The sequence below is a fragment of the Bradyrhizobium campsiandrae genome, assembly GCF_014529705.1.
In the GTDB taxonomy this organism is placed as follows: Bacteria; Pseudomonadota; Alphaproteobacteria; order Rhizobiales; family Xanthobacteraceae; genus Bradyrhizobium; species Bradyrhizobium campsiandrae.
The window spans coordinates 216,050-239,062 of the sequence record NZ_JAANIH010000002.1 but is presented as its reverse complement, the minus strand read 5'-3'; the positions used below and the strand labels follow the sequence as shown (position 1 = coordinate 239,062).

Genomic DNA, 23,013 nt, shown 5'->3' with positions numbered 1-23,013 from the left:
TGTTCTTACTCCCCATCCGTCGTTTCAGCTTCGTCGCGCGGACGGCGCGGGCCGCGATCGCCGCGGAAGCCGCCACCGTCGCGATCACCACCACGGAAACCGCCTTCGCGGTCGCCGCGGAAGCCGCCGCCTTCGCGATCACGGAAACCGCCGCCGCGGTCGTCACGCTCGCGATCACGATCGGCCTTGCGCATCATCGCGGACGGGCCTTCCTCGAGCTCTTCGACGCGGACGCTGAGATAGCGAATCACGTCTTCGCTGATGCGCTCCTGGCGCTCGATCTCGGCGATCGCCGCGGACGGCGCGTCGATGTTGAGCAGCACGAAGTGCGCCTTGCGGTTCTTGTTCATGCGGTAGGTGAGGGAGCGAACGCCCCAATTCTCGGTCTTGGTGACCTTGCCGCCGAGACCCTCGACGATGCCGGTCATCTGCGCAGTCAGCTCTTCGACCTGCTGCGTGCTCGCGTCCTGGCGCGCGAGAAAAACATGCTCATAGAGAGCCATATCAGTCCTTTCCTCGTGTTGGCGCATTGCCCGGCGTCAAGCCCTTAAGAGACCTTCGGAAAGGACTCTGGGATGAAGCTCAGAAGGCGGAAACACGGGACGACGGGCCGACTGGCCCTGCCACACCAAAATCACTGAGGATTTGCTGAGACCGTCCGTTCAGCTCCCGGCCGGGGTCTGCGGATGCGCGCCTTATACGGATTTTGGCCGGCTTTGCAAGGTTTGCGGCCGGCCTTGTCAGCCTGGATGGGTCCGCAGCGCCGCCGCCCGTGGGAACCGGTCCTCCCATACCACATCCAGCTTGATTTATTTGTTTGTATGTCATACAAATAACTGAGAGAGGCGTCTGATGGCAGAAAAGTCGGTCCAGGAGCCGTTTGAGGTGGCAGGCGATCCGAAGCATGCGGCGCGAGCCACCCGCTCGGCCGGTCGCAAGATGCGCTCCCTGTTGCTGGATGCGGCGAGCCCGCTGTTTCGCGAGCGGGGGCTGTCGGGCACCGCGATCACCGACATTGCGACCGCGGCGGACGCGTTTCCGAGCCAGATCACCTATTACTTCCGCACCAAGGAGGCGCTGTTCGTCGAATGCGCCTGCCGCGATCTCTTGTACCTGGCGCGTGCGACCGAGCAGGCGGCGCTGAAGGCGCGTACGCCGCGGGAGTACACCCATGCGCTCGCCGAGACCGTGACCGCAAGCGATTCGATCGCGTTCTTCGCCGAGGCGCTGACGCTGACGCGCCGGCGCCAGGATCTGGCGCCGCTGGTCGAGCGCACCATCGAACGCCTGCACGCCGAAGGCGCACGCGCCTATGCGGGCCAGGTGGCGCGCCATGGCTGGCGCTCGTTGCGCGCCCCTGACGAAAGCTCGCGGCGGTTCTGGGCCGTCGCCATCGGCGTCATTCTCGAAGGTTACGCGATGGGCCGTTCGCCGGAGGCGCTGTGCGCCGAGATGCTGCGTGTGCTCGGCGAGCAGGCGAAATCCACCGGTGAGGCCGCGCGTCTGCGTCTCGTCGACGAGCGCGATGGATCGAGCCATCAGAACGAGGAGGAGTAGGTCATGACCGCGCTTCGCATGCGGGCCCGCGATTTCCTGACCGACGATCAACTCGCCGATGTGCGCCAGCGCGTGACCTGGAAGGGCGTCGCGATGATCGCCCACGCCTGGGCGCTCATCCTTGGATCAATTGTGCTCGTTGCATGGTGGCCCAATCCGCTCACTTACATTCTTGCCGTCGCCATCATCGGCTCGCGCCAGCTCGGGCTTGCGATCCTGATGCATGATGGCGCGCATGGCTGCCTGTCCGCGGACGAGAAGACCAATCTGGCCTTGAGCCAGTGGCTTTGCGCCTATCCGCTGTTTGCGGAGACGCGCAGCTATCGGCGCTATCACCTGCAGCATCACGCGCGCACCCAGCAGGAGGACGATCCCGATCTGGTCCTGTCGGCGCCGTTTCCGATCACCAGGCTGAGCTATCGCCGCAAGTTCATTCGCGACATCACCGGGCAGACCGGCTACCAGCAACGCAAGGCGCAGTTGCTCAATGCGCTCGGGCCGAAGGACTGGCCGTGGCGCCGGCGCGCCGCGCATTTCTGGGACAAGCTCGGCCCGCAATGCCTCGTCAACGCCGCGATGTTTGCTGGCCTCGCGGCGGCCGGGGTGTGGTGGGCCTATCCGTTGCTATGGCTGGTGCCGCTGTTGACCTGGATGATGGTCATCACCCGCATCCGCAACATCGCCGAGCACGCTGTCGTGCCCGATAGCAGCGATCCCTTGCGCAACACGCGGACCACGCACGCCAACTTGCTCGAGCGTCTGTTCATCGCGCCGTACTACGTCAACTATCACCTCGAGCATCATCTGCTGTTCTACGTGCCCTGCTACAATCTGCCGAAGGTGCATCGCCTGCTCAGCGAAAGCCGGCATGCGGGCCGCATGGAGGTGCAGCCGGGCTATGCGGCGGTGCTGCGACTTGCAACCGCGAAGCCCGACCGGGACGACCGTCCGGGGCAAGTGGTGAACAGCGCCCGTCGCGCGCAGGCGGGCGCCGCGGTCGATGCCAACCAGGCCAATGGTGGGTTCTAGGGGCTGCATCCCCCGGTGAATGCGGGTCGACCTTCCCATCTCGGCTTGACATTCCAGCCCCGGACAGTGTCTACGGCCCCCTTTGGTGCATGATCCGGAACCATGGCCCAAGGAACCACGGCCTAAGGCCGCGCGTCATCGGCTGCCGGTTCTCGACAGGGATCACGCCCGACAAGCAGGGAGCGCCGATGACGGCAGCATTCACATTTCCGGGGCAGGGTTCCCAGGCAGTCGGTATGGGCAAGGCTCTTGCTGACGCCTTTCCGGTGGCGCGTGCCGTGTTCGACGAGGTCGACGCCGCGCTTGGGCAGAAGCTGACGGCCACGATCTGGGATGGTCCGGCCGAAACCCTCCAGCTCACCGAGAACGCTCAGCCCGCCCTGATGGCGGTATCTGTCGCCACGCTGCGCGTGCTGGAAGCCGAAGCGGGATTTTCCGTCGGACGGGATGCGGCCTTCGTGGCCGGTCACTCGCTCGGCGAATATTCCGCGCTTGCTGCGGCCGGCAGCCTGACCATCTCAGACACTGCGCGGCTGCTTCGCACCCGCGGTCTTGCAATGCAAAAAGCCGTGCCCGTCGGTGCCGGCGCCATGGCCGCACTGCTCGGCCTCGACTACGACGCGGCCCTGGAGGTCGCCAAGGAGGCGGCGCAGGGCCAGGTCTGCCAGGCCGCCAATGACAATGGTGGCGGGCAGGTGGTCGTCTCCGGCGACAAGGCGGCGGTCGATCGCGCCGTCGAGATCGCCAAGACCAAGGGTGCTAAGCGCGCGATGCTGCTGCCGGTGTCCGCGCCGTTCCACTGCCAGCTGATGCAGCCCGCGGCCGACGCCATGGCCGAGGCGTTGTCCAAGGTCACGATCAAGGCGCCGGCTGCGCCGCTGGTATCGAACGTGCTGGCATCAGCCATCACCGATCCCGACGAGATTCGCCGCCGGCTGGTCGAACAGGTGACCGGCACCGTGCGCTGGCGCGAGTCGGTGGCCTATATGGCGGGGCAGGGCGTCACCCGTTTCTTCGAGATCGGCGCGGGCAAGGTGCTGACGGGACTCGTCAAGCGCATCGCGGACGGTGCCCTCGGCGTTGCGGTTGGCGGTCCGAACGATATTGCCGCCGCCAAGGATGCATTGGCCGCTGCGAAGCAGGCTTGAGTTTGCGCACGATCTCTCCGGAAAACCGCTGCACGCTTTTCCGGGTCGTGCTTAGGAGGAGTTGCTATCGATGTTCGACCTGACAGGCAGAAAGGCGCTCGTCACTGGCGCGACCGGTGGTATCGGCGGCGCAATCGCGCAGGCGCTGCACGCGCAGGGCGCCACCGTCGCGATCTCGGGGACGCGCAAGGACGTGCTGGATGAGCTTGCCGGCAAGCTCGGCGAGCGCACCCATGTACTGCCTTGCAATCTGTCCAAGGCCGATGAGGTCGAGGCGCTGGTCCCGGCCGCGGAAGCCGCGCTGGGCCAGGTCGACATTCTCATCGCCAATGCCGGCATCACGCGCGACAATCTGTTCGTCCAGCTGCGCGACGAGGATTGGGACGAGGTCATCAACGTCAACCTGACCGCGACCTTCCGCCTGGCGCGTGCCGCCACCAAATTGATGATGCGCAAGCGCTTCGGCCGCATCATCGCGATCACCTCGATCGTCGGCGTCACCGGCAATCCCGGGCAGGGCAATTACACCGCGTCGAAGGCCGGCCTGATCGGCATGATCAAGACGCTCGGCGCCGAATACGCCAAGCGTGGCGTCACCGCGAACTGCATCGCGCCGGGCTTCATCAAGACGCCGATGACCGATGCGCTCAACGACAAGCAGCGCGAGACCATCCTGGCCAAGGTTCCGGCCGCCCGCCTGGGCACGCCCGAGGACATCGCGGCCGCAGCAGTCTACCTGAGTTCGAACGAAGCGGCCTACGTCACCGGCCAAACCATCCACGTCAACGGCGGCATGGCCATGATCTGACAGCTCGTTCCGCACTGCCCACATGGCGGGGCAGGATGCGGCAAACGGCCGTTTCCGGAGCGAAATGAGGCTTGTAGTCAAGGCAGTTGAAGTATGATAACCGGACCATCAACGGATGGGCAAAGAACGCCATTGCAGGTTTTTGAAACCCTGTATATTGGCGATGCGGAGCCTTGGCCGTCGTTCGCCGGGCCCTGGATCGGTTTGGATGGGGCCAAATCAAGTTCGTAAGCAAAGGCAAGTAACACGACCACGACGGCTCGTATCGTCCCGGGGGGTCGGGTCTACAGGGAACAACACGAGGTTATGCAATGAGTGACATTGGCGAGCGGGTTAAGAAGATCGTGGTCGAACACCTTGGTGTTGAACCCGAGAAGGTTGTCGACGCAGCGAGCTTCATCGATGACCTCGGCGCCGACAGTCTGGACACCGTCGAGCTGGTGATGGCGTTCGAAGAAGAATTCGGGTGCGAGATTCCTGATGACGCCGCTGAGACGATTCTTACCGTCGGCGACGCCACGAAGTTTCTCGAGAAGAACGCGAAGAGCTAAGGCTCTTCATTTTCGCGGGGACAACATTGAAACCGGACGGGCCGCTTCACGGCGGTCAGCCGGTTTCTTGTTATTGGCCGTGAATCTTTCGATGCGGAGTTTTCGGATATGAGGCGGGTTGTCGTCACTGGTCTCGGCATGGTGTCGCCGCTCGGCTGCGGCGTCGAGCCGACCTGGAAACGCATCCTCAACGGCGAGAGCGGTGCGCGCAGGATCGAGAGCTTCGACGTCTCCGATCTCCAGACCAAATACGCCTGCACGGTCGTCCGCGGCGATGGCAGCAACGACAGCTTCAATCCGGACAAGTGGATGGAGCCGAAGGACCAGCGCAAGGTCGACGACTTCATCATCTTCGGCATGGCCGCGGCCGGCCAGGCGCTCGACGATGCCAATTGGCATCCCGCGACCGAAGAGGACAAATGTGCGACCGGCACCATGATCGGCTCGGGCATCGGCGGCCTCAACGGCATCGCCGACACCGCGATCCTCCTGAAGGAGCGGGGACCCCGTAAGGTATCGCCGTTCTTCATTCCGGGCCGGCTGATCAATCTCGCCTCCGGCTACGTGTCGATCAAGCACGGGCTGAAGGGACCGAACCATTCGGTGGTCACGGCCTGTTCGACCGGCGCCCATGCGGTCGGCGATGCGGCCCGGCTGATCGCGCTCGGCGATGCCGACGTGATGGTTGCCGGCGGCGCCGAGTCGCCGATCAGCCGCATCGGCATTGCGGGCTTCAACGCTGCGCGCGCGCTGTCGACCGGCTTCAACGAGACGCCCGAGAAGGCCTCGCGTCCCTACGACAAGGACCGCGACGGCTTCGTGATGGGCGAGGGCGCAGGCGTCCTGGTGCTGGAAGAGCTCGAGCACGCCCGGCGCCGCGGCGTGCGGATCTATGCCGAGGTGATCGGCTACGGTCTGTCGGGGGACGCCTATCACATCACGTCGCCGTCGCCCGATGGCGATGGCGGTTTCCGCAGCATGTCGGCGGCGCTCAAGCGCGCTGGCCTGACCGCGTCCGATCTCGACTACATCAACGCGCACGGCACCTCGACGCCGCTCGGCGACGAGATCGAGCTCGGCGCGGTGGAGCGGCTGCTCGGCAATGCCGCGTCCAAGGTCGCGATGTCCTCGACCAAGTCCTCGACCGGCCATCTGCTCGGTGCAGCCGGCGCGATCGAGGCGATCTTCGCGATCCTCGCGATTCGCGATAATATCGTTCCGCCGACCATCAACCTGGACAACCCGTCGGTGGAGACCGCGATCGATCTCGTGCCGCACAAGGCGAAGCAGCGCGAGGTCAACGTCGCGTTGTCGAATTCTTTTGGTTTCGGCGGTACCAATGCGTCGGTGATCGTCCGGCGTCTGGCCCAATAGTTTGTGTTTGAAACGAATCCACCGTTTTGCCGTATTCGGCGATAGTCATGTCTGTGGGCGCGTGCATTTGGCTCGGCAAGCGATTGTCAGGCTGCGATTGAACCGGCAGGATTCAGGTTGCTTCGATGAGTGAAAGGCCGCCCATTTCGCCCCGGAGTCCGCGGGCAGCGCTCGAGCCCGAGCAGGTCCCGCCGCCGCCGAGGCGTTCGGAGCGGGCGCGCAACCCCTTCGTCGTGGTCGGCAACGCCATCATCACCCTGCTCCTGATCGGCATGATCGGCGCGGGCGGCGCCTATTATTACGGCCGGCAGGTGCTGGAGTCGCCCGGACCGCTGAAGGAAGACAAGGTCGTCAACATTCCCCAGCGCGCGGGCAAGCGCGACATCGCCGAGACGCTGAACCGGGAAGGTGTCACCGACGTCAATCCGTGGATCTTCATCGGCGCGGTGGCCGCGCTGAAGGCGAGCTCGGACCTCAAGCCCGGTGAATATGCGTTCCAGAAGAACGCGAGCCTGCGCGACGTCATCGCCACCATCGTCGAGGGCAAGGTGGTGCAGCATGCCGTCACGATTCCGGAAGGGCTGACCTCCGAGCAGATCGTGGCGCGCCTGTCCGACAACGACATCTTCACCGGCAGTGTCCGCGAATTGCCGCGTGAAGGTACGCTGCTGCCGGAGACCTACAAGTTCCCGCGCGGGACCCCGCGCGACCAGGTGATTCAGCGCATGCAGCAGGCGCACAAGCGCGTGCTCGCGGAGATCTGGGAGCGCCGCAGCCAGGACCTGCCGGTCAAGACGCCGGAGCAGCTGGTGACGCTGGCCTCGATCGTCGAGAAAGAGACCGGCAAGCCGGACGAGCGCAGCCGCGTCGCCGCGGTGTTCGTCAATCGCCTGAAGCAGAAGATCAAGCTGCAGTCCGACCCGACCATCATCTACGGTCTCGTTGGCGGCAAGGGCACGCTGGGACGCCCGATCAAGCGCAGCGAGATCACGCAGCCTTCGCCCTACAATACCTATGTGATCGAGGGCCTGCCGCCGGGTCCGATTGCCAATCCCGGCCGCGCCTCGCTGGAGGCCGCCGCCAACCCGGCCCGCACCCGCGACCTCTTCTTCGTCGCCGACGGCTCGGGCGGGCATGCCTTCACCGAGACCTACGACGCGCATCAGAAGAACGTCGCGAAACTCCGCGCGATGGAGAAGCAGATCCAGAACGACACGGTCGAGCCGGCCGACGACGCCCAGGCGCCGGCCGCCGCCGCGCCAGCGGCGGCCGGCGATGCGGCGCCGACCGCGGCGACGCCGCCCAAACCGAGCCAGCAGAAGAAGCCGCCGGCGCGGCCGGCAAGCCCGGCGCCTGCCCGCCAGGGCGCCGTGCAGCCCTCACCGCCGGTGATCCAGCGCTAGGCCAGATCGTCAGGCAAGTCCGGCGTCAGTCCCCGCGCAGACCTGATGCGGGACTTTGCGGATTCCACTTTCCTGCAAAATAGTCTTAAGATTCGTGCAGGCTAATGGCCTCGCGAATCCCACGTTTATCGGAGAATTTGACCTGATGGCGCTGTCGTCCATGACCGGCTTTGCGAGATGCCACGGCGCGAGCGGGCCGTATACGTTCGAATGGGAATTGAAGTCGGTCAACGCCAAGGGCTTCGACCTCAGGGTGCGGCTGCCGCAGGGGTTCGACGAGCTCGAGGCCCATGCCAAGAAGCGCGCGGGCGAATTGCTCTCGCGCGGCACGATCTACGCCAATCTCAACGTCAAGCGGGCCAATGCGGCCGCCTCCGTCCGCGTCAACGAGGACGTGCTCAACGCCGTGCTGAAGGCCGCCGCTATGATCTCCGGCAAGGTCGACGCGGTCGCCCCGAGCATCGACGGCCTGCTCGCCATCAAGGGCGTGGTCGAGGTCGCCGAGCCCGAGGGGGACGAGGAGGAGGACAAGGCCGCGCGTGCGGCCGCCGCGGAGGCCTTCGACAAGGCGCTGGCCGATCTCGTCGAGATGCGCAAGCGCGAGGGGACCTCGCTCGGCCAGATTCTGACCCAGCGGGTCGATGAGATCGAGCAGCTCGCCAAGAAGGCGGAAAGCTCGCCGGGCCGCAAGCCCGAGGCGATCAAGGCCAAGCTCGCCGAGCAGATCGCCGCGCTGCTGGATACGTCCGACCGTTTCGATTCCGACCGCCTGATGCAGGAAGCGATCCTGATCGCGACCAAGGCCGACATCCGCGAGGAACTTGACCGCATCGCGTCCCACATCGCGCAGGCGCGCGAGCTGATCGGCAAGGGCGGCCCGATCGGCCGCAAGCTCGATTTCCTGGCGCAGGAGTTTCACCGCGAGGTCAACACCTGCTGCTCGAAGTCGAACGACATCGAGCTGACCAACACCGGGCTCGCCATGAAGAACGTGGTCGAGCAATTCCGCGAGCAGGTCCAGAATCTGGAGTGATCGATGACATCAGGCGGTCACGGAACTGACGGTGTCGAGCGGCGCGGGTTGATGTTCGTGCTGTCCTCGCCATCGGGGGCGGGCAAGACGACGCTGTCGCGGATGCTGATCGAGCGCATGCCGGGCCTGAAAATGTCGGTTTCCGCGACCACGCGGGCGATGCGGCCGGGCGAGGTCAACGGCAAGGACTATTCGTTTGTCGACAAGGCCACGTTCGAGGGGATGGTGAAGGCGGGCGAGCTGCTGGAATGGGCCACCGTGTTCGACAACAGCTACGGCACGCCGCGCGGGCCGGTCGAGGCCGCGCTGTCAGCCGGACAGGATGTGCTGTTCGACATCGACTGGCAGGGCACGCAGCAGCTCCGCGAGAAGGCGCGAGCCGACGTCGTCAGCGTTTTCATCCTGCCGCCCTCGGCGGCCGATCTGGAGAAGCGGCTGCATTCGCGCGCGCAGGATTCCGACGAGGTCATCCGCAAGCGCATGAGCCGCGCCAGCCACGAGATGAGCCACTGGGCCGAATACGACTACATCGTCATCAACTACAATGTCGATGACGCCTTTGCCGAGGTGCAGTCGATCCTGAAGGCCGAGCGTCTCAAGCGCGAGCGGCGGACCGGCCTCGTGAGCTTCGTGCGAGGGCTGCAAGGTCAGCTTCAAGGCTAGGCTCGAAGCTTGGCTGCGTCAGCCGCGGCCCTTCGCTCGCCAGCCGTTCCAGCATCGCCGTGATGACGTCGATGTCCACGGCGTCTTCGTCATCGGCATTGTGATCGCCGGCATTGTCGGCCCGCGGAGTCTCGTCGTGCACGGCGGGCTCTTCGTGCTGGATATGCTCGGCCGCGAGCTGAGGCGCTGCCGCCGCGATCTCGAACTCGCCGTCGAAATAGTCGATCTCGGTCGCATCAATGTGCGGGGCCGCGACCTTCGCGGGACGATCCTGCGCTGCGATCCGGCCGCTCGCGTCGCTGAATGCGTCGATCTGTCGGGCTTGCGAACGCATGGCATCGGAACGCATGGCATCGAAGTCGACCGGAAGCGGCCGGGCGAGGCGCGCCGTCGGAACGGGCTCGGTGCGCCACGGCGCGCGGCTGTCGTCGGGATCCTGCCCGTTGTCCCAGTTGATGCGGCGATCGGCCGTCTGCACGCGCACGCGTCCGCCGGCGAAGCGGTAGATCACGCTGCCAAGCAGGCCAGCCAGCGCGAGCGCCCCGCCGATGACGAGCAGCAATGTCGGGAGCGAGCCGGTCGGCTTCTCCGCCGGCACGTCGGCCGCGGCGAGCGCCACCGGGGCAGGGGATGCGTCCGGCTGCGCCGCTGCGGGTTCGGCCGCCGGCTGCTGCGCAGGAGCTGCCGCTGCGGCATCCGGCCAGCGAGTGGTGACGGCAGGCTGCCCCGGTTCACCGCCTGCGGCGGGCGCGGGTTGAGCGGGCGTCGGGGCTGTTGCTGCGGCTGGCGCGGCGGTGCTCTGCGGCGCGATGTATTCGGCGCGCGCATTTTGCACCGATTGCGGCGGCGGTGAATCGGGCGTGCTGCTCGCCGCTTGCGTGGTCGCCTTGCCGTCCTTGGCGGCTTCGGCACGCAGGTACCAGCACTGCCGCTTGGTCGCGCGCTCCAGCCGGTAGAACCAATGCTGTCCCTGCGGGGCTGCGCCCTTCGGCGAGGTGAGACAATCGCTGGCGGCATTCGTCGTGCTTGCGGCGCTGGGGGGGCTCGGCGCGTTCTGCGAAACAGCGGCCAAGGGTGCGCCGGCAATGATGCTGCCGACCAGCGCGGATATGAATTTTGCGGTGCGGTTGCCCATCCTGGTCTCCCGATTACGCATGACGCAACTCGTTACCTGCCCTTTGTCATCAAAGACTTGGGTGGCAATGAGCCGCAAATCCGGAGAGGATGTGGCCTGAATTGGGCCGGCGCGGCGTTCGTTCCGCCGTCAATTCAGCTGTCTTTCTGGTCGTTATTGCTTGGCCGAGGTCCAGGTTCCGCCGCAGCCGTCGGAGCGCCGCCAGGTGCCCGAACCGCTGCGGCCGGAGAGCCTGCCCGCGCCGGTGAAGGTCACACCCTGGCCCTGGCCTTGCGTACTGACCGAGCCGCTCGGGCTGACCGTTCCGGTGACGCCTTCGCCGATGACCCGGCCCGAACTGACCACGACAGCGCCGCTCGTCGAGCCGCCACAGCCGACGCTGGTGACGATCCAGGCGCCGTCGAAGCCGCCGCCGCCACCACCGCCACCACTTCGCCGCGGCGATGAACGCTCCTCTGCCGCCGGCTTGCTGCGGCGCGCAGGCGCGGCGGGCTCGGCCGAACGATCCGAGCGCGAGCCCGACAGCGACTTCTCGTCATTGCCGATCGAGCCGCCGGCGCTGCCGGACTGCGCGAAGGCGGAGGGTGAAGCGAGGGCGATCGAAAGCAGCGAGGCGAGGGCGAACGTGCGGACGACGGCACTGGTCATGAGCAAAATCCACAATGAAAAGGTATCAGCGGCCGGAGCCGTCGGCGCAGACCGCTCCAATAATGCGGCAAGCTTTGCCAGCCTTGCCGCATTCGTCAAGCGCGGCGTCCTTGGCGCGCTGCACGCCCTCGCGCTGGACCAGCGACCAGGATTTGTCCGAGATCGCGAACGCGCCGCAGCTCCTGCCGTAGAAGGAGAGCTCGACCGGACATTTCGCCCCGCCGCAATTGCCGCGTGCATCCGCCACCGCCGCGCGCCGCGAGGCGTGATTCCACGCGATGCCCCATTTGTTGGTGTCGGGCCCATAGACGATCGAGCCCCATGGCTTGAGATCCTCCATCTTGCGCATCCGCAGCAGCAGGCCCTCGGTCGCTTCACCCGTGGGCGCCATGGAAATGCGCTGTTGAAGTTTCGTGATGGCGCGGGTGAGGCCATCGGGCGTATCCGGATCGAAATTGAGCTCATAGAGCCGCTCGCTCAACTCGCTGAGCAGCGCGGCATCGCGCAGCGGCACGCGGTCGGGATCGGCGCGCAGGCGATCGGCCGGCAGCGGATCGGGCTGCATCGCCGCGACCTGCGGCGGCGCGACTTGCGTCGGTGGCACGAAGTAGAACGTGCCGTCGATCGGCGAGGACGACACCCAGGGCTGCTGCGCGCCTGATGTGGCGCGCTTCACGGCGAGCCCGACCTGATTGAAGGTCTGGAAGACGTCGAGGCCGGCGGTGCGGATCGTTGCCGCCAGTGCCTTGGTGTAGGGGCTGTGGCCGTCGCTGCCATCCTGCGCGACGTTGCCCGGCTGCGTTGCGTAGGAAATCAGCGTGCCCTCGGGCGCGCGCATCTGGGCGAGGCCGCCGTCGGAGGAACGCAGGCCTCGTGAGCCAAAGGGATTGTTGCGGCAGGCATCGAGGATGACGAGATTGAGCCGCGTGCCGGAGCCCTGCATCTGCCGCAGCACCAGGCTGACGTCGGTCATCTGGAAGTCGACATCGGCCTCGCGCGTCGGATTGGCACTGACAGGCACCAGATAATTCGAGCCCGCGACCTGGACGCCATGACCGGCATAGTAGAACAGCGCGACGTCGGCACCCTGCACCTGGCGGCCGAAACTCTGCACCGCGACGTCCATCGCGGCCTTGTCGAGATCAAGCTGGGCGCCGCCGCCGACCAGTGTGAAGCCGAGTGAGCCGAGCGTCTGCGCCATCAGGCTCGCGTCCTTGGCGGGATTGTCGAGCGGCGTGATGTTCTTGTAGGCGGAATTGCCGACGACCAGCGCGATGCGCTTCTCAGCCGTTGCGGTTTGCGTCGCGGCGGCGAGCGCGGACATGGCCAGCGCAGCCAACATCAGGACGCGATTGAAAATTCTCGCGTGCATCGAAATTCCCCAAAGCAATGGCGCCAGTCTAACAGCCCTATGGGGAGGCGAAAAGCGGTGGGATGCTCGTGTCGGAGGCTTCAGCGCGGCAGATTGGCGGCTTGCCACGTCCGCGCAGTCAGCGCGACCTCGCAGACGGCAAGGCTCGCCTCCAAACACTCGCCAGCTTCAGCGCCAGCGCTCCGAGCACGCCGCCGATCAATCCGACCATCGTATAGGACTGCGCGAATACGCCGGTCTGGATGAACACCTGACACGCGATGGCGAAGCACACCGCGGTGAGAAGCAGGCAGCCATAGCCGGCAATGACCGCGAGATAGCGGATCGCTATTACGACGGGTCTGGTGGGTGATGCGGGATCGGTCATGCAGGAACTATGATGCGGCGGACGGGGCGCTGTTCTCCAGCGCGCCAGGGCAAGAGCGTCACTTGCTTGCGCAGCAATCGACCAGCAGACGCCAGATGCGCTGGATCTCGACGGACCTCTGCATCTCGAGCACGTGGTTCTCGGTCGGATGTGGGGATTTGACGTCAGAACGACATTCGCGCGGTGCGACCCAGCGCTCGGAAATCGGATCGTACCATTTGCCGGGAGTGACCACGTTCGTGTCTCCTGTCTGATCCCCCTGGTTTTGCGCCTATCCCATGCGCCGGTTGCTGGTGTTCTGGGTGAGATTGCCGTGGGCGGCCTGCTCACGGATGTTATGCTTCTCGTCGTCGCGATGACCTTTGGTGGTGTCGACAGGAACGGTCGGCACGCTGCCGGGGCCCTTGTGGCTCCGGTTCTCGTCGGGAGCTGCACGGTTTTTGTCAGCGGCTTTGTCATGCAGTTCAGACTCCGTCATTGCCTTGACGAAGGGCCAACGCGCTGGGCGCGCGGGACGTTCCAGACCTGGGTCTGACCTAATTGTGGCAGCGCGATCAAAAGGCGCAGGCAACGATGCGGGCCGTCCTGCGTTGCAGGCTTGCCACGCCTCGAACTCTGTTCTCGGCCGGAGAACCACGGAGCTTTGAGCTGGAGCGGACACTTTGTTCAGGAGTGAACATAGGGCAACCGCGGGAGGGACCTTGCTTGCGGCTAGCCGAGGCGTGTTTCGCGCGCGGCCGACAGCCGGGTCACGTACCGATACGTATCGATGGCTTTGTTGGCGAGCATCAGCGGACGGCGCTCGCCGGTTCTGAGCTGCGCTTCGATCGCGTCGAGAATGATGTTCGCGGAGGAGTCGGGTGGGCCGAGCTCGCCGGTCTTCTCCAGGAAGCTCCAGGCGATGAAGAATGCGCTCTCGACGGTGCAGCGAATGGACATGCGCTGCCAACGCGGTGCGGTCGCAGCCGTTCCGTGTGTGGCGGCGAGACAGGCATCCCGCCGCCGACGGACGTCAGTTCTTCAGCACGATGCGGCCGACCACCTTGCCGGCACGCAGCTCGTCGATCCACTTCTGGACGTCGCCCATCGGCTCCTCGCGCATCGGCGGCGGCTTGATCTTGCCGGCACGGGCGAGCGCCATCAGCTCATGCGCCTCGGCAAGGGTGCCGACCATGAAACCCTCGACGGTGAGGCGCTTGTAGACCCATTGCACCATGGGCAGGGTGAACTGGCCGCCCATCAGTCCGGAGACGACGACCTTGCCGCCGCGCGCCGCGACCGCGACCGCAAAGGCCATCGACTTTTCGTTTCCGGCGAAATCGACGACTTCGTCGAAGCCGCCGTCGGTCTCCTTCAGGATGCGCTTGATCATGTCGGGCTCGGACGGGTCGTAGGCATTGGCGGCGCCGTTCTTCAGCGCGGTCTCGCGCGCGGCCTGCGACAGATCGGCGACGGTGATCGGTTGCTTGAACATGGCTTGCGCGAACGACAGGCCCATCATGCCGACGCCGCCAAGACCGACCAGGAGCAGATTGCGCTGGCGCGGACGGTCGACCAGGCGCTTGAGCGCGCCATAGGCGGTGACGCCGGAGCACATCAGCGTCGCGGCCTGGTTCACGGGCAGGGGATCGTAGTCGAGCAGGTATTTCGCGTCGGGCACCAGCACGTGGGTAGCGAAGCCGCCGTCGATGGAGACGCCGAGGAAGCGCTGCCTGGCGCAGAGATTCTCGTCGCCGTTCTTGCAGTCGCGGCACTGGCCGCAACCGATCCAGGGGAACACCGCCTTCTTCGCGCCGATCAGGCTCGCGGGCACGTCGGGACCGACTTCCTCGACGACGCCGGCGATCTCGTGGCCGAGCGTGAAGGGCAGCGTCATGCCGCGCGTGGTGTCGAGCTTCTTGCCGCCGCCGAGATCGGCATAGCCATCCTGGATGTGCAGGTCGGAATGGCAGAGGCCGCAGCGCTCGATGCGAACCAGCACCTCGGCAGCCTGAGGCTTGGGCGTGTCGACGATGGTCTCGCACAGCGGCGCATCGAACTTGACCAGGGACTGCCGACGCATCAACGCCATTTTCTTTCCTCCGGAATATGAACTGTCACGCTTCGCTGCGTATATCGGCCAATTCACGGGCCATGGCAACAAAGCCGGAGATCGGAATGGTCTCGGCGCGCCGCGTCGCATCGACGGCGGCGGCGGCTGCAAGTCGCGCCGGATCGACACCCAGCGATTTCAGGCTCTGGCGCAGCATCTTGCGGCGCTGGCCGAAGGCGGCGGCCGCGACCTGTTCGAGCAGTTTGCGATCGCAGGGCAGGGGCTCCGCACGCGGCTTGAGGCGCACGACGGAGGAGGTGACCTTCGGCGGCGGCACGAACGCGGACGGCGAGATGTCGAACAGGATCTTCGTCTCGCAGCGCCAGTTGGCGAGCACGCCGAGGCGGCCATAGGCCTCTTCGTCCTCGTGCGCGACGATGCGCTCGCCGACCTCGCGCTGAAACATCAGCACCATCATGTCGTACCAGGGCGGCCATGGCTCGATGGTGAGCCAGTTGATCAGGAGCTGGGTCGCGATGTTGTAGGGCAGATTGGCGACGACCCTGGCGCGCTCTGCGCCGAGCAGCGGCCGCGGATCGAAGGTCATGGCGTCGCCATGCACGATCTCGAGCCTGCCAGGGTAGCGCGCCGAAATATCATTCAATGCCGGGATCGCGCGCTCGTCATGCTCGATGGCGATGACACGCCTCGCGCCGAGCGCCAGCAGCGCGCGCGTCAGTCCACCGGGCCCGGGGCCGACCTCGACGATGACGCTCTCTTCGAGCGGGGCTGCCGCCCGCGCGATGCGCGCTGTGAGATTGAGATCGAGCAGAAAGTTCTGACCGAGCGATTTGCGGGCCGACAGGGCGTGCTGGCGAATGACCTCGCGAAGCGGCGGAAGGTCGTCGATCGCGCTCATCAGCTGTTTGCAGCCGCCATGCGGCTCGCAAGCTTGAGCGCGGCGATCAGGCTCGCCGGATTGGCCTTGCCGGTGCCGGCGATGTCGAAGGCGGTGCCGTGGTCGGGCGAGGTGCGGATGAAGGGCAGGCCGAGCGTGACGTTGACGGCATCGTCGAACGCCATCGTCTTGATCGGGATCAGCGCCTGATCGTGATACATGCAGACCGCGCAGTCATAGGTGCTGCGCGCAGCCTCGTGGAACATGGTGTCGGCGGGCAGTGGGCCCCTGGCGTCGATACCGTCGTTGCGCAGGACCTTGAGCGCCGGCGCGATCACGGTCTGCTCCTCATGGCCGAGCGAGCCGTCCTCGCCGGCATGCGGATTGAGTCCCGATATCGCGATGCGCGGACGGGCAATGCCGAAGCGGGATTTCAGCTCGGTCGCGACGATGCGCACCGTCGAGATAATGAGGTCGCTGGTGAGCTGGGCGAGGGCGTCCCGCAGGGACACGTGGATCGTCACAGGCACGACGGCGAGCCGCGGCGACCACAGCATCATCACCGGCTGCGGCACGCGGCCGTCACTGGCGGCGAGCTCGGCGAGGAATTCGGTGTGGCCGGGATGGCGGAAGCCGGCGCGGTAGAGCACGCTCTTGGCAATCGGGTTGGTGACGACGGCGCTGGCGAGCCCTGCGCGCACGTCGCTGACGGCCTGGCGGATCGAGGCAAGCGCGGCGGGCGCGCTCGAGGCGTCGGGCTTGCCCGGCGCGGCGGTCGCCTGCTCGCCGGTCGCAACCACGGGCAGGGCGTCGGCAAAGGCGGTTGCGGCCTCGCCCGGGCTCACCGTCGCGATGGTGACGTCGGCGCCGAGCACTTTTCCCAGCGCCCTGGCACGCTGCGCGATCAGCGCTTCGTCGCCGAGCAGATAGAAGGCCGGCAGGTCGAGCTCGCGGCGCCTCAGCCAGGCTGCGATCGTGATGTCGGGGCCGATGCCGGCGGGCTCTCCGAGCGTGAGCGCGAGGGGCTTTGCGGGAACGGTAGCCATCAGCGGTTGCGATATTCGATCATCGCCGCCTTGCGGATCTCGTCGAGATAGGCCTTCTGGGTCTTCTCGTACTTCTCCTGGTACATCTTCTCGCGGATCTCGCGCTTCTTCGGCGTGTCGATCGTGGTCGGCTTGCGCGCGCACAGCACCACCATCTCGATTCCCGCCTTGGTCACTTCAGGCGCGGTGAGATGGCCGATCGGCGTGTCGTCGAGCACCTTGCGCAACGCCTCCGGCAGGTCTGCCGTCGTCTTCGTGACGGTCTCGCGGATGGTGGCGTTCGGCGTGGAGCGGAACAGCGAATTGGCTTCCTCGCAGCTCGCGACGCGCGAGCGATATTGCTCCGCCTCCTTCATGCGCGTCTCCTGGAAGGCTGGAGAGGAGCCGCGGGGCACGATCAGCACGATCGGCTGCATCTTGTACTCGGTGCCCTCGATCTGGAGCTTGTCGTTGCCTTCGGCCCGCACCTTGTCGGCGACGTCCTTCTCGCCGACCATCAGCTTCTCCTTGTAACGGCCGCGCACGAGGCTGGTCCAGACCATCTCGGCCTTCATGCGGCCCTTCAGGGTCTCGGGGCGCACGCCCTTGGTCTCGAGCGACTTGGTGAGCTGGTCGGGCGAGATGCGCATGCGCTGCGCCATGCCCTCATAGGATTGGTTGATGTCGGAGACGCCGGGATCGACGCCGTATTTCTTGCCTTCCTTCAGCTTGATCTTGTCGTCGATCAGCTCGTTGATGACGTCCTGCCGGTTCGGGGTCTTCTGCGTCGTGAGCTGATCGAGCTTGGAGCGCTGCTCGATGTCGAAATCGGTGATGGGATCGCCATTGACCATGACGACGATGTTCTGCGCCCTCGCCGGGACGCCGGCCAGAACCAGCACGGCAGCGAGGACGAGAAGGGGAAGGCGGAAGACAGGCAATGAGATAGTCATGGTTGTCGCTCGCATGTCAGCCGCGGTGATCCTGCGATCGGGAGCGCGCGGCCGGCATTTTGGACGGGGTCACTGGAGGCCGGCGGAACTGCTGCTTCCCGTCGAGTTCGCCAGCGTGCGCAAGCCGATCTGGAACATGAACGCGTGGCTCAGCACCGGCGGCGTGGTGCCCGCGGAATAGCTATAGGAAGTTACATAGTTCGCTGCCAGCACGAAGCAATCGTCGACATAGCCGGCGCCGAGCACATATTGGTTGATCTTGTTGGCTTCGAGGTCCCAGCGCGCCGAACCTGTCACCACCCAGTTGGCGGCGACCTTGATCGAGCCCGAGGTCAGGATGCCCTCGCGGCGCGTCAGATAGCCGAGCTCCGGCTGCGGCGCGTAATTGCCGTACATCATGCTGACCGACCAGCGATTGAAGTTGGCGCGGCCTTCGGCCTCGAAGCGCTGCACGTTCCAGGTCTGCTCGTCCATGCGGGAGCGGACGCTGAACGTGTAGGTGCTGTTCGGCGAGTAGGCGACGCTCGCGACGTAGTCGGAGCGCGGCTTGTCGAGCCCGGAATCGACGCCCGTATTGATCGTGTCCTGGACCGCATAGGAGTTCATGCCGAACAGCTGGTACGACTGGCCGAACAGCACCTTGACGGCGCCGCCACGGTCGAACTGCGTGGTGGCCTGCACGCCGACATTGGCGCGGCCGCCGCCCTCGACGCGGTCATAGCCGGAGAACTTGTCGACGCTGAACAGGTTCGAGGTATCGAACACCATGCTCTGCGCATCCTCGTTGGGAAGCTTGCCGGCATAGGTCTCGTTGGGACGGATGATGATCTGCGCGATCGGCTCGATGGTGGTCGAGCCCCAGGGCTGAACATTGATGAAGGGATAGCGGTATTCGAGGCCGACGGTCGGCATCAGGCGGAACGCCTGGGTGTCGCCGACGGGCAGGTAGTTCGACACGCCCGGCTGGTTGGAAACGTCGGAGTTGATCGCGTCGGCGCGCAGGATCGCGAACGGCGTCCAGATCTCGCCGAACGGATCGGTGAAGGATTTGCGCCACTGCGCCTCCGCCGTCAGGCGGGTGTAGGTGCCGGGGAAGCCGCGCAGCAGGCACTGCGACGGCGTACGCGCGAGCGGATCGGCCGACGCCGTCGTGCACAGGCTGTTCGTATTGGCGAGCGTCGTGATCGGGTCGAAGACGGCGTCGTTGCGCGACAGATTGACGAAGTTCGTCTTGTAGGAGAACTCGCCGCCGAAGACCGGATAGTTGAGCACGTTCGAGTAGTCGATCACGGGGTAGACGACCGGGACCTGCTGCTGGTTGCCCGAGTAGCTCAGCCAGTACATCGTGCGCGCGTCGAAGAAGCTGCGATTGCCGACGCCGGTCAGATACAGCTGCGACAACGCATCGGTCGGTAGGTACAGGAACGAGCCCAGCGGATCGCGGTATTGCGACAAGCGGTAGTCCGAGAAGAAGTAGTAGTCGGACATGACCACGCCGTCCCAGCCCCAGACCCATTTGTCGTTCAGCGCGAACTGACCCTTGGTGTCGACGGCGCCGCGGAACTGGCGGTCGCCGGGCTGGCCGGCGAGCGCGTTCCGGTCGAGCTGGTCGATGCCGTAGACGCGCACCTGGTAGGCGCCGTCCTGCAGACGCTGGCGGAACTCGGCTTGGAACAGCACGCCCTGCTTGGAGGTGATGCGCGGGCTGAAGGTTGCGTCCATGTCGGGCGCGATCGCCCAATAGAACGGGATTTCGACGCCATAGCCGAACGGCGTGTTCGACGTGAAGCCCGGCATCAGGAAGCCGGTCTTGCGCTTGACGGTCGGGTCGGGCGTCGAGAAGTAGGGCATGTAGGCGATCGGCACGCCGAAGAACTCGAGCTGTGCCGTCTCGAAATACAGCATCTTCTCCTGCTGGTCGTGGATGATGCGGGCGCCCTTGACCTGCCAGAGCGGCGGCTTCTTCGGATCGTCCTTGCAGGGCGCGCAGGCCGTGTAGACGCCGTTCTCGAACACCGTGTAGTTGCCGCTGGAGCGGTCGGCGCGGGTCGCGGCCATGCGGGTCTGGTCGGCGGTGTCCACGCGCAGCGAATCGACGAAGCCGTCGCGGTAGTCGTCGGAGAGGTCGAGGATCTCGGCATAGGTGATCTTGCCGTCGGCATCCGTCATGCGGATGTTGCCTTCGGCATGCAGCCGCTTGGTCTTCTGATCGTAGATGACCCGGTCCGCTTCGACGCTGGTGCCGTTGTAGAACAGCTGGACGTTGCCGACCGCGGAGACGCGCGAATTGTTGTAGTCGTAATCGACCTCGGTCGCCTGCACGAGCATCTGCCCGTCATTGGCGGCCTTTGGCGGCGTCGGACGTGGCGGCCGCGGATTGTAGGTGTAGCTCTGGGCGCCGGCAGGTGCCACCGCGGCAACATCCATCATGCCGGCGAGCGATATGGTCGCGACCAGTGCGAGCAGGACCCTACGGACAGACAAGCCATATCCGTTCGCGCGCACGCGGGTGCGCAACGTCGATCCAGACGCTGGTCCTCGACGGACGGCAGTCACTAACCGTCCTCCTGATACAGCAAGGCCAAAAAGCCGGTGAGGCCGCCCACCACCACGGGCAACCACGCCGCAGCGATCGGATGCATCAACTCAGCCTTGCTCAAGTCTTCAGTCACTTTCGACAGAACGTAGAGCAGAAAGCCTGCGCCCACGCCACTCAAAACCATCTTCTGTACGCCGCCCATCCGGAAGAAGCGCAGCGACACGGAAGCCGCGAGCATCACCATGGCGGCGAGCAAAAACGGCTGTGCCAGCAGCTTGTGATACTGGAGTCGATATCCCGCTGTCGCGAACCCAGAGCTCTCGGACGAGCGGATGTAGCTCGGTAGTTGCCAAAAGGACACAGTCTCGGGTGTGGAAAAGCTGTTGCGAACCTGGGCCTCGGTCAGTGTCGTCGGAATTTCCAGGCTCGCCTGGTCGACCGGCGGGGAATCCAGCGTGAAGCGGCGGACGCCCTTGAACAGCCAATGACCGGCCTCGAGCGTCGCCTCGCGTGCCTCGACCCGCTCCTTGAAGTGTTGCTCTGTATCAAACCGGAACAGGGTGAGCCCGGTGAGCCGAACACCCTGCTGCTCGCTGCGCGCCGCGTTGATGATGGTCTGGCCGTCGCTGGTCACCTGGTTGAGCCAGAAGCCGGAGGCGTCCTGGATGCCGCCGCCGGGCGCCGAGCCGAACAGCTCGGCTTCCATGCGCTTGGAGAGCTCGCGCAAGTTTGCCGACATCGGATTGTAGGCCGCGGTGGCGATCACGCCGATCAGGAGCGCGCTGCCGAGCGCGGGCGAGATGAATTGCCAGGCCGAGATGCCGGCGGCGCGCGCCACCACGAGTTCGAGCCGGCGGGAGAGGGTGAGATAGCAAGTCATGGCGCCGATCAGCATGCAGAACGGCGTCAGCTTCTCCAGCAGTTGCGGTACGCGGAACAGCGAGGTCTCCGCCACCATGACTGCGGACGCGGATGCAAGGCCCGAGGTCTTGCGCACCATCTCGATGTAATCGACCAGCACCAGCAGCAGGAAAATGCCCAGGAACACGCCGAGCGCGTTGACCACGAAGCGGCCGGCGAAATAGCGCCCGAGTGTGTTGGTGAGCATGCTCATGCGGCGGCCGGCCGTCCGAACAGCCGCGCGATGCGCGCATTCGATCTGTTGATGGCTTCCATGAGAGCCGGCGGCGGCTCGACCACGATGCCGCCGATGATCATCCACAACCCGACGCCGATCGCGCCGAGCACCATCACGTACTGAAACAGCACCGGACCAGGCGACTTCACCGCCATCACCGAGCAGGCGAAACCCGCCATGCGCAGGCCGAACACGGCGAGCACCGAGCCGCCGATCGAGAAGTTGCGGCTCTGGCGCGTGGTGCGCGGCGCGCCGAGGAAAGCGAAGGTCAGCACGGCGAAGGCGAAGGGATAGATCGGCGCCAGCAGGCTGTCATGCAGCGCCGAGCGGAACTGGCCGGGAATCTGCTTGTAGACCGGATCGTCCTCGGACGGCGAGAACAGCTCCCACAGATAGCGTTCGCGGATGCCGAGGGTGACGTCGTGGCCCTGGTTGCCGAACTTCGACATGTCGAAGCCGTAGCGGCCGAACGCCACCAGCGCGGGATCGCGCTTGCCGGCCTCGAAGCGCTGCAGATTGCCGTCCTTGAGCACCAGGAACGACCCGTTCTCGTTCTTCACGACCTCGCCATGCTCGGCGACGATCGAGACGCGCTCGTTCGCATCGCGACGGTCGTCGATGAAGATGCCGGCGAGGATGCCGCCGGGCAGCCGTTCGCGAATCCGGATCGTGAGGTTCTTGTCGAGCTGGGCGAAGCGCCCCGGCTGCAGGATGTTGGTGAGCACGTCGGCGGTGATTTCGGCGTCCCACTGCTTGATCCGCCGCATGCCGTCGGGCGCGAGATAGGCGGCGATGAAGGCGACCAGCAGCGCCACCACGCAGGTGGCGTAGAAGAACGGATAGAACAGCCGGAACGGCGAGAAGCCGGCGGCATTCATCACGATGATCTCGGAATCGGTCGCGAGCTTGTTCAGCGTGTGCGAGATCGCGATCATCAGCGCGATCGGCGAGATGATCAGCACCAGCGCCGGGATCACGAGGCTGGTGATGCCGAGGAAGGTCATGATGGTCTGACCCTGGCTCGTCATCAGGTCGATGCCGCGCAACGCCTGCGTAATCCAGATCACGCCGGTGAGGCTGACCAGGACCAGCGCAAACGACGCCAGCGTCGTGCGGAAAATATACCTATCGATCGACCCCATGCGCTACCGCACGAATCCCACCAAGTCCCCAACGCGCGCACCGGAAGCCGGGCTGTCCGACCAATCCCCTGACAGGGATCCCCAAGGCCGGCCAATCACCTCTTCCGGAGGCTTACTTTCTCACTACCATCCCTTTGATCCGTCAACAAAATGGCTGCCCCATGGCACCCTCATAATATGGTTAATATTTCCCTCGCT

The 23,013-nt window shown here is 65.4% G+C and carries 24 protein-coding genes; 9 read left to right on the top strand and 15 right to left on the bottom strand.

Annotation, left to right across the window (positions count from 1 at the left end; all coding sequences use genetic code 11):
- Window positions 1-5: 5 nt before the first annotated feature.
- Complete coding sequence (gene rpsF / locus G8O24_RS02545; protein ID WP_188096150.1) at window positions 6-503, bottom strand: 30S ribosomal protein S6; 498 nt, start codon at window positions 501-503, stop codon at window positions 6-8.
- Between the two features lie 349 nt (window positions 504-852).
- On the opposite strand from rpsF, the gene G8O24_RS02540 reads away from it, so the two are divergent.
- From G8O24_RS02540 to gmk, 9 genes are all read left to right on the top strand, one after another.
- Complete coding sequence (locus tag G8O24_RS02540; RefSeq protein ID WP_188096148.1) at window positions 853-1,557, top strand: TetR/AcrR family transcriptional regulator C-terminal domain-containing protein; 705 nt, start codon at window positions 853-855, stop codon at window positions 1,555-1,557.
- 3 nt (window positions 1,558-1,560) lie between these two features.
- Entirely contained in the window at window positions 1,561-2,586 is a 1,026-nt protein-coding gene (locus tag G8O24_RS02535) for a fatty acid desaturase family protein (protein ID WP_188096146.1), read from the top strand.
- A gap of 188 nt (window positions 2,587-2,774) precedes the next feature.
- A complete protein-coding gene (gene fabD, locus G8O24_RS02530) occupies window positions 2,775-3,734 on the top strand; it encodes an ACP S-malonyltransferase (RefSeq protein WP_188096144.1) in 960 nt (319 codons plus the stop codon).
- Between the two features lie 70 nt (window positions 3,735-3,804).
- Window positions 3,805-4,542, top strand: a complete 738-nt coding sequence (gene fabG, locus G8O24_RS02525; RefSeq protein WP_188096142.1) for a 3-oxoacyl-[acyl-carrier-protein] reductase — start codon at window positions 3,805-3,807, stop codon at window positions 4,540-4,542.
- Between the two features lie 311 nt (window positions 4,543-4,853).
- Window positions 4,854-5,093 carry an acyl carrier protein gene (locus tag G8O24_RS02520; RefSeq protein ID WP_008130699.1) on the top strand — a complete coding sequence of 80 codons (240 nt, stop codon included), beginning with the start codon at window positions 4,854-4,856 and terminating at the stop codon, window positions 5,091-5,093.
- Window positions 5,094-5,201: 108 nt separating this feature from the next.
- A complete protein-coding gene (gene fabF, locus G8O24_RS02515) occupies window positions 5,202-6,467 on the top strand; it encodes a beta-ketoacyl-ACP synthase II (protein ID WP_188096140.1) in 1,266 nt (421 codons plus the stop codon).
- Between the two features lie 125 nt (window positions 6,468-6,592).
- Window positions 6,593-7,870, top strand: a complete 1,278-nt coding sequence (gene mltG, locus G8O24_RS02510; protein WP_188096138.1) for an endolytic transglycosylase MltG — start codon at window positions 6,593-6,595, stop codon at window positions 7,868-7,870.
- Between the two features lie 145 nt (window positions 7,871-8,015).
- The gene (locus G8O24_RS02505) at window positions 8,016-8,903 is read left to right on the top strand and encodes a YicC/YloC family endoribonuclease (protein WP_188096136.1); all 888 of its coding nucleotides are present in this window, start codon (window positions 8,016-8,018) and stop codon (window positions 8,901-8,903) included.
- Window positions 8,904-8,906: 3 nt separating this feature from the next.
- On the top strand, window positions 8,907-9,566 hold the full coding sequence (gene gmk / locus G8O24_RS02500) for a guanylate kinase (RefSeq protein WP_188096134.1): 660 nt from the start codon (window positions 8,907-8,909) through the stop codon (window positions 9,564-9,566).
- Here gmk and G8O24_RS02495 read toward each other — a convergent pair.
- The 14 genes from G8O24_RS02495 to lptF form a co-directional block, all read right to left on the bottom strand.
- Window positions 9,499-10,701, bottom strand: a complete 1,203-nt coding sequence (locus G8O24_RS02495) for a hypothetical protein (protein ID WP_188096132.1) — start codon at window positions 10,699-10,701, stop codon at window positions 9,499-9,501. The two genes, gmk and G8O24_RS02495, sit on opposite strands and share 68 nt — an antisense overlap.
- A gap of 153 nt (window positions 10,702-10,854) precedes the next feature.
- Window positions 10,855-11,349, bottom strand: a complete 495-nt coding sequence (locus G8O24_RS02490) for a hypothetical protein (protein ID WP_188096130.1) — start codon at window positions 11,347-11,349, stop codon at window positions 10,855-10,857.
- Window positions 11,350-11,374: 25 nt separating this feature from the next.
- Window positions 11,375-12,721 (bottom strand): caspase family protein, encoded by a 1,347-nt coding sequence (locus G8O24_RS02485; RefSeq protein ID WP_188096128.1) that lies wholly within the window; start codon window positions 12,719-12,721, stop codon window positions 11,375-11,377.
- 118 nt (window positions 12,722-12,839) lie between these two features.
- Window positions 12,840-13,088: a hypothetical protein gene (locus G8O24_RS02480; protein WP_188096126.1), complete on the bottom strand. Its 249-nt coding sequence runs from the start codon at window positions 13,086-13,088 to the stop codon at window positions 12,840-12,842.
- Between the two features lie 58 nt (window positions 13,089-13,146).
- Window positions 13,147-13,323 carry a hypothetical protein gene (locus G8O24_RS02475; protein ID WP_188096124.1) on the bottom strand — a complete coding sequence of 59 codons (177 nt, stop codon included), beginning with the start codon at window positions 13,321-13,323 and terminating at the stop codon, window positions 13,147-13,149.
- 36 nt (window positions 13,324-13,359) lie between these two features.
- The gene (locus G8O24_RS02470) at window positions 13,360-13,566 is read right to left on the bottom strand and encodes a hypothetical protein (RefSeq protein ID WP_244645698.1); all 207 of its coding nucleotides are present in this window, start codon (window positions 13,564-13,566) and stop codon (window positions 13,360-13,362) included.
- Between the two features lie 233 nt (window positions 13,567-13,799).
- On the bottom strand, window positions 13,800-14,027 hold the full coding sequence (locus G8O24_RS02465; protein WP_188096122.1) for a hypothetical protein: 228 nt from the start codon (window positions 14,025-14,027) through the stop codon (window positions 13,800-13,802).
- A 73-nt stretch (window positions 14,028-14,100) separates the two neighbouring features.
- A complete protein-coding gene (locus G8O24_RS02460) occupies window positions 14,101-15,159 on the bottom strand; it encodes an alcohol dehydrogenase (protein WP_188096120.1) in 1,059 nt (352 codons plus the stop codon).
- A 25-nt stretch (window positions 15,160-15,184) separates the two neighbouring features.
- Entirely contained in the window at window positions 15,185-16,039 is an 855-nt protein-coding gene (gene rsmA / locus G8O24_RS02455) for a 16S rRNA (adenine(1518)-N(6)/adenine(1519)-N(6))-dimethyltransferase RsmA (RefSeq protein WP_188096118.1), read from the bottom strand.
- Entirely contained in the window at window positions 16,039-17,064 is a 1,026-nt protein-coding gene (gene pdxA / locus G8O24_RS02450) for a 4-hydroxythreonine-4-phosphate dehydrogenase PdxA (protein ID WP_188096116.1), read from the bottom strand. The genes rsmA and pdxA overlap by 1 nt, the downstream gene beginning before the upstream one ends.
- The gene (locus tag G8O24_RS02445; protein WP_188096114.1) at window positions 17,064-17,996 is read right to left on the bottom strand and encodes a SurA N-terminal domain-containing protein; all 933 of its coding nucleotides are present in this window, start codon (window positions 17,994-17,996) and stop codon (window positions 17,064-17,066) included. The genes pdxA and G8O24_RS02445 overlap by 1 nt, the downstream gene beginning before the upstream one ends.
- Window positions 17,997-18,065: 69 nt before the next feature.
- Complete coding sequence (locus G8O24_RS02440) at window positions 18,066-20,552, bottom strand: LPS-assembly protein LptD (protein ID WP_188096113.1); 2,487 nt, start codon at window positions 20,550-20,552, stop codon at window positions 18,066-18,068.
- Entirely contained in the window at window positions 20,552-21,649 is a 1,098-nt protein-coding gene (gene lptG, locus G8O24_RS02435) for an LPS export ABC transporter permease LptG (protein WP_188096111.1), read from the bottom strand. The genes G8O24_RS02440 and lptG overlap by 1 nt, the downstream gene beginning before the upstream one ends.
- Window positions 21,646-22,815, bottom strand: coding sequence for an LPS export ABC transporter permease LptF (gene lptF, locus G8O24_RS02430; RefSeq protein ID WP_188096109.1), 1,170 nt, complete (start codon window positions 22,813-22,815; stop codon window positions 21,646-21,648). The genes lptG and lptF overlap by 4 nt, the downstream gene beginning before the upstream one ends.
- Between the last annotated feature and the right edge of the window lie 198 nt (window positions 22,816-23,013).